Origin of the sequence: Streptomyces niveiscabiei (assembly GCF_001419795.1) — a bacterium.
In the GTDB taxonomy this organism is placed as follows: domain Bacteria; phylum Actinomycetota; class Actinomycetes; order Streptomycetales; family Streptomycetaceae; genus Streptomyces; species Streptomyces niveiscabiei.
In genome coordinates, this window is record NZ_LIRL01001150.1 from 176 (window position 1) to 4,327 (window position 4,152).

General features: G+C 70.9%; 7 protein-coding genes and 1 pseudogene. 6 read left to right on the top strand and 2 right to left on the bottom strand.

The genetic code is table 11. The features are described 5' to 3' along the window. The 4 genes and pseudogenes from AOK24_RS51875 to AOK24_RS41245 all read left to right on the top strand — a co-directional run. The coding region (locus tag AOK24_RS51875; protein ID WP_240554373.1) for an inorganic phosphate transporter at positions 1 to 248 on the top strand (248 nt) is incomplete at both ends. A 2-nt stretch (positions 249 to 250) separates the two neighbouring features. Next, a pseudogene (locus AOK24_RS41235) lies at positions 251 to 965 on the top strand (inorganic phosphate transporter); the annotation flags it as partial. Between the two features lie 34 nt (positions 966 to 999). Beyond that, positions 1,000 to 1,236: a hypothetical protein gene (locus tag AOK24_RS41240; RefSeq protein WP_055725024.1), complete on the top strand. Its 237-nt coding sequence runs from the start codon at positions 1,000 to 1,002 to the stop codon at positions 1,234 to 1,236. Positions 1,237 to 1,306: 70 nt separating this feature from the next. Next, complete coding sequence (locus AOK24_RS41245; protein ID WP_055725027.1) at positions 1,307 to 1,786, top strand: GNAT family N-acetyltransferase; 480 nt, start codon at positions 1,307 to 1,309, stop codon at positions 1,784 to 1,786. A gap of 68 nt (positions 1,787 to 1,854) precedes the next feature. Here AOK24_RS41245 and sodN read toward each other — a convergent pair whose 3' ends face one another. After that, positions 1,855 to 2,250: a superoxide dismutase, Ni gene (sodN, locus tag AOK24_RS41250; RefSeq protein WP_010353595.1), complete on the bottom strand. Its 396-nt coding sequence runs from the start codon at positions 2,248 to 2,250 to the stop codon at positions 1,855 to 1,857. 145 nt (positions 2,251 to 2,395) lie between these two features. On the opposite strand from sodN, the gene sodX reads away from it, so the two are divergent. Beyond that, on the top strand, positions 2,396 to 2,836 hold the full coding sequence (sodX, locus tag AOK24_RS41255) for a nickel-type superoxide dismutase maturation protease (RefSeq protein WP_055725025.1): 441 nt from the start codon (positions 2,396 to 2,398) through the stop codon (positions 2,834 to 2,836). On the opposite strand, the gene AOK24_RS41260 is transcribed toward sodX, so the two are convergent. Beyond that, entirely contained in the window at positions 2,740 to 3,369 is a 630-nt protein-coding gene (locus AOK24_RS41260) for a CGNR zinc finger domain-containing protein (RefSeq protein WP_055725026.1), read from the bottom strand. The genes sodX and AOK24_RS41260 overlap by 97 nt on opposite strands. A 94-nt stretch (positions 3,370 to 3,463) precedes the next feature. On the opposite strand from AOK24_RS41260, the gene AOK24_RS41265 reads away from it, so the two are divergent. After that, positions 3,464 to 4,152: class I SAM-dependent methyltransferase (locus AOK24_RS41265; RefSeq protein ID WP_055725028.1), on the top strand; the 689-nt coding region annotated here is incomplete at its 3' end.

Genomic DNA, 4,152 nt, shown 5'->3' on the forward strand with positions numbered 1-4,152 from the left:
GCGCCGCGCACGGCCGTCCTCATCAGCGGGGTGCTCAACGTCGTCGGCGCGTTCCTGTCGACGGAGGTCGCCAAGACGATCTCCGGCGGGATCGTGGACGACACGCTCGTCACGCCGGGGATGATCTTCGCGGGCCTGGTCGGGGCCATCCTCTGGAACCTCATGACCTGGCTGGTCGGGCTGCCGTCCAGTTCCTCGCACGCCCTGTTCGGCGGGCTGATCGGCGCGGTGTGGGTCGGCGCGGGCGANNGGTCGCGGCGCTCGCGGCGACCTATCTCGCGTACAAGATCACCGAGCGGGCGAAGAAGAAGCCGGTCGAGAAGGGGTTCCGGTACGGGCAGATCGCCTCCGCGTCCCTCGTCTCCCTCGCGCACGGCACGAACGACGCGCAGAAGACCATGGGCGTCATCACCCTCACCCTGATCTCCGCGGGCGCGCTCGGCCACGACGCCGGCCCGCCGGTCTGGGTCGTCGCCTCCGCCGGCCTCGCGATCGGCCTCGGCACGTACCTCGGCGGCTGGCGGATCATCCGGACGATGGGCAAGGGACTGACCGAGATCCAGTCGCCGCAGGGGTTCGCGGCCGAGACCGCGTCCACGACCGTCATCCTCACCTCCGCGCACCTCGGCTTCGCGCTCTCCACGACCCAGGTCGCCTCCGGCTCCATCCTCGGCGCCGGCCTCGGCCGCCGGCTCGCGGAGGTCCGCTGGAGCGTCGCCGGGAAGATGGTCGTCGCCTGGCTGGTCACGCTGCCGGCCGCGGCGCTCGTCGGGGCCGTCGCCGCGTACGCCGTCAAGCACGGCGGGAACTTCGGTACGACGGTGGTCGCGCTGATCGGCGTCGCCGTCGCCGGGGGGATCTTCCTCGCGTCCCGCCGCAATCCCGTTCACGCGAGCAACGTCAACGACGCGCACGATGTCACGTTGCGCACCGAGCCGCCGGCGCACGTCGGTACGGCCGCCTGAGCCTCTTCCTGTCTGAGCCTCTGAGGAGAACCTGATGCATCTCAACTGGAGCGCCCTCGGCCAGGTCGCCGCGGTCAGCCTCGGCGTCACCGTCGCGGTGGTCGTCGTCTTCAGCCTCGGCGTCCTCGGCCTCGCCCGGGGGCCGGAGGAGGACACACCGGCGGGCGGTACGGCGTCGGTGGCCGGCCGGGTCCAGGCGGGCCTGTGCTTCCTCGCGTGCGCGGCGGTGGTGGCGTACGGGATCTATCTGATCGTGCCGCAGTTCCACTGAGGGGCCTGCGGGTTCCCACCCGTGCGGAAGCCGATGGACAGCGGCCGGGCTCCCGCACATGATCGGGGACATGATCAGAGACGCCACCGTGGACGACGTCGCGGAGATCCGCGCCATGATCCGTGAACTCGCCGAGTACGAAAGGGCGGTGGAGCAGGCGACGGCCACCGAGGAGCAGCTGAGGGAGGCGCTGTTCGGGGAGCGGCCGGCGGCGTACGCGTTGATCGCGCAGGACGACGCGACCGGCGCGACCGTCGGCTACGCCCTGTGGTTCCCCCGCTTCTCCACCTGGACCGGGACCCGGGGCCTGCACCTGGAGGACCTCTACGTCCGGCCCTCCGCACGCGGCGCCGGGCACGGCAAGGCCCTGCTCGCGGCGCTCGCCGCGCTCTGCGTGGACCGGGGCTACGAGCGCTTCGAGTGGTGGGTCCTGGACTGGAACGAGCCCGCGATCGGCGTGTACAAGTCCCTCGGCGCGGAGTTCCTGGACGAGTGGCGGATCTGTCGGCTGAGCGGCACGCCGCTGGCGGAACTCGCCGCATCTGTCTGAAAAACGACCGCACCCGGCGCCGATGAGAGGCGGCCGGGTGCGGTCGGGGAAAAACTGAAAGCCGGTGGTCAGGCCTTCTTCGTCTCCCAGAAGATGCGGTCGATCTCGGCGATGAGTTCGAGCGCCTTCTCGCCGGTCTTCGGGTCCGTGGACGCCTTCGCGGCCGAGAGGGCCTTGAGGGTGTCGTTGACCAGGACGTGGAGCTCGGGGTACTTCTCGAAGTGCGGGGGCTTGAAGTAGTCGCTCCAGAGCACGGACACGTGGTGCTTCGCGAGCTCGGCGCGCTGCTCCTTGATGACCACGGCGCGGGCCTGGAAGTGCGGGTCGTCGTTGGCGGCCATCTTCTCCTGCACGGCCTTCACCGACTCCGCCTCGATGCGGGCCTGGGCCGGGTCGTACACGCCGCAGGGCAGGTCGCAGTGGGCGCTGACCTTGACCTTGGGGGCAAACAGGCGGGAAAGCATGGAGCGTTCCTTCCTCGTGATCGTCTTCTCAAGTGGGAGATTACTCCCTGAGGGACGGCTTTTCGCGAGCGCCCCCGGGGGCTTAGGACCAAAGTCCGGGGTCACACTGGACCCGCGGAGGACATATCCAGGGGAGGTGCCGGCGATGCCGGAGCTGTCGCAGGAGGCAGGAGCGGAACGCGGAAGGGCGGCCACGCCGTTCGGGCTCGCCGAGGTCACGGGCCCGTCCATGGTGCCCACGCTGCGCCACGGGGACCAGCTGGTCGTGCGGTACGGCGCGAAGGTGCGCGCCGGGGACGTCGTCGTCCTGCGCCATCCCTTCCAGCAGGATCTGCTCGTCGTGAAACGGGCCGTGGAGCGCCGGGACGGGGGGTGGTGGGTGCTCGGGGACAACGCGTACGCCGGTGGCGACTCCACGGACTACGGGACCGTTCCGGACGACCTCGTGCTCGGGAAGGTGCTGCTGCGGTACCGGGCGGCCGAGGCCGGTCAGCGCTCGCCGCTCGCGCTCGTGCGCTGGGCGCTCACCGCCGTACGGCCCGTGCTGTCCGACCGGTCCGCCTCCAGGCGTTTGCGGGCGCGGTAGGCCGCCACGTTCGCGCGGGTCGCGCAGCGGTCCGAGCAGTAGCGGCGGGAGCGGTTCGTCGACGTGTCCAGGTACGCGTTGCGGCACGGGGCCGCCTCGCACAGGCCCAGGCGGTCCACGCCGTGCTCGGTGAGGTGGAAGGCCAGGCCCATCGCCGCGATGGCCGCGTAGCCCGCCGTGGCGTTCGACGGGTGGTCCGCGAGGTGCATGTGCCACAGCGGGTTGCCCTCGTCGTCCCGGAAGTCGTGGCCCGAGATCTGCGGGCTCACCGGGAACTCCAGCAGCAGGGAGTTCAGCAGGTTCACGGCGAGGGTCTCGTCCTTCGCGTCCGCCGCGTCGAACACCGCGCGCAGGCGGGCCCGTACGGACCTGAAGCGGGTGACGTCCGCGTCCGTGACCCTCCTGGCCGCCTCCTGGCTGCCGCCGAACAGGTCCCTCACCGCGTCGACCGAGGTCAACGTGTCCTTGTTGCGCGCCGGTTCCTCGGTGTTCACGAGACGTACGGCGTAGTCCGAGTAATAGGCCAGTTCCACTTGTAGTCCTTACGGAGGCGTTCTATCGTCGTCGTGGGCGCGGTCGGTAATGGCCGGTTGCCCTTACAGGGTATTACGTGTGCTGGGAGGGTTCATGAGTACCGTCGACATCACGGACTGGGCCGAGTGGCAGCGGAGCTGGGACCGGCAGCAGGAGTGGTACATGCCGGACCGTGAGGAGCGGTTCCGGGTCATGCTCGACATGGTGGAGGCGTTCGCCGGTACGGCGCCCCGGGTGCTCGACCTCGCGTGCGGGACCGGGTCCATCACCGCGCGGCTCCTCGAACGGTTCCCCGATGCCGTCTCCGTCGGCGTCGACCTCGATCCCGCGCTCCTCGCCATCGCGCACGGGACCTTCGACGGGGACCCTCGGGTGACGCTCGTCGAGGCGGACCTCATGGACGCCGGGTGGGTCTCCCGGCTGCCCCACGACTCGTACGACGCCGTCCTCACCGCGACCGCGTTGCACTGGCTGCGCCGGGGGCCCCTGGAGACGCTGTACGGGCAGCTCGCCGGGCTCGTCCGTCCGGGCGGGGTCTTCCTCAACGCCGATCACATGACCGACGAGACCACTCCCCGGATCAACGCCGCCGAACGTGCCCTGCGGGTTGCCCGGCAGGGCGCCCGGAAGGCCGCCGGGGCCCTCGACTGGGCCGAGTGGTGGCAGCTCGCCGCCGCCGACCCCGTCCTCGCCGGGCCCACCGCGCGGCGGTTCGAGATCTACGGGGAGCATGCGGAGGGGGACACGCCGTCCGCGCAATGGCATGCCGGGGTCCTTCGGGG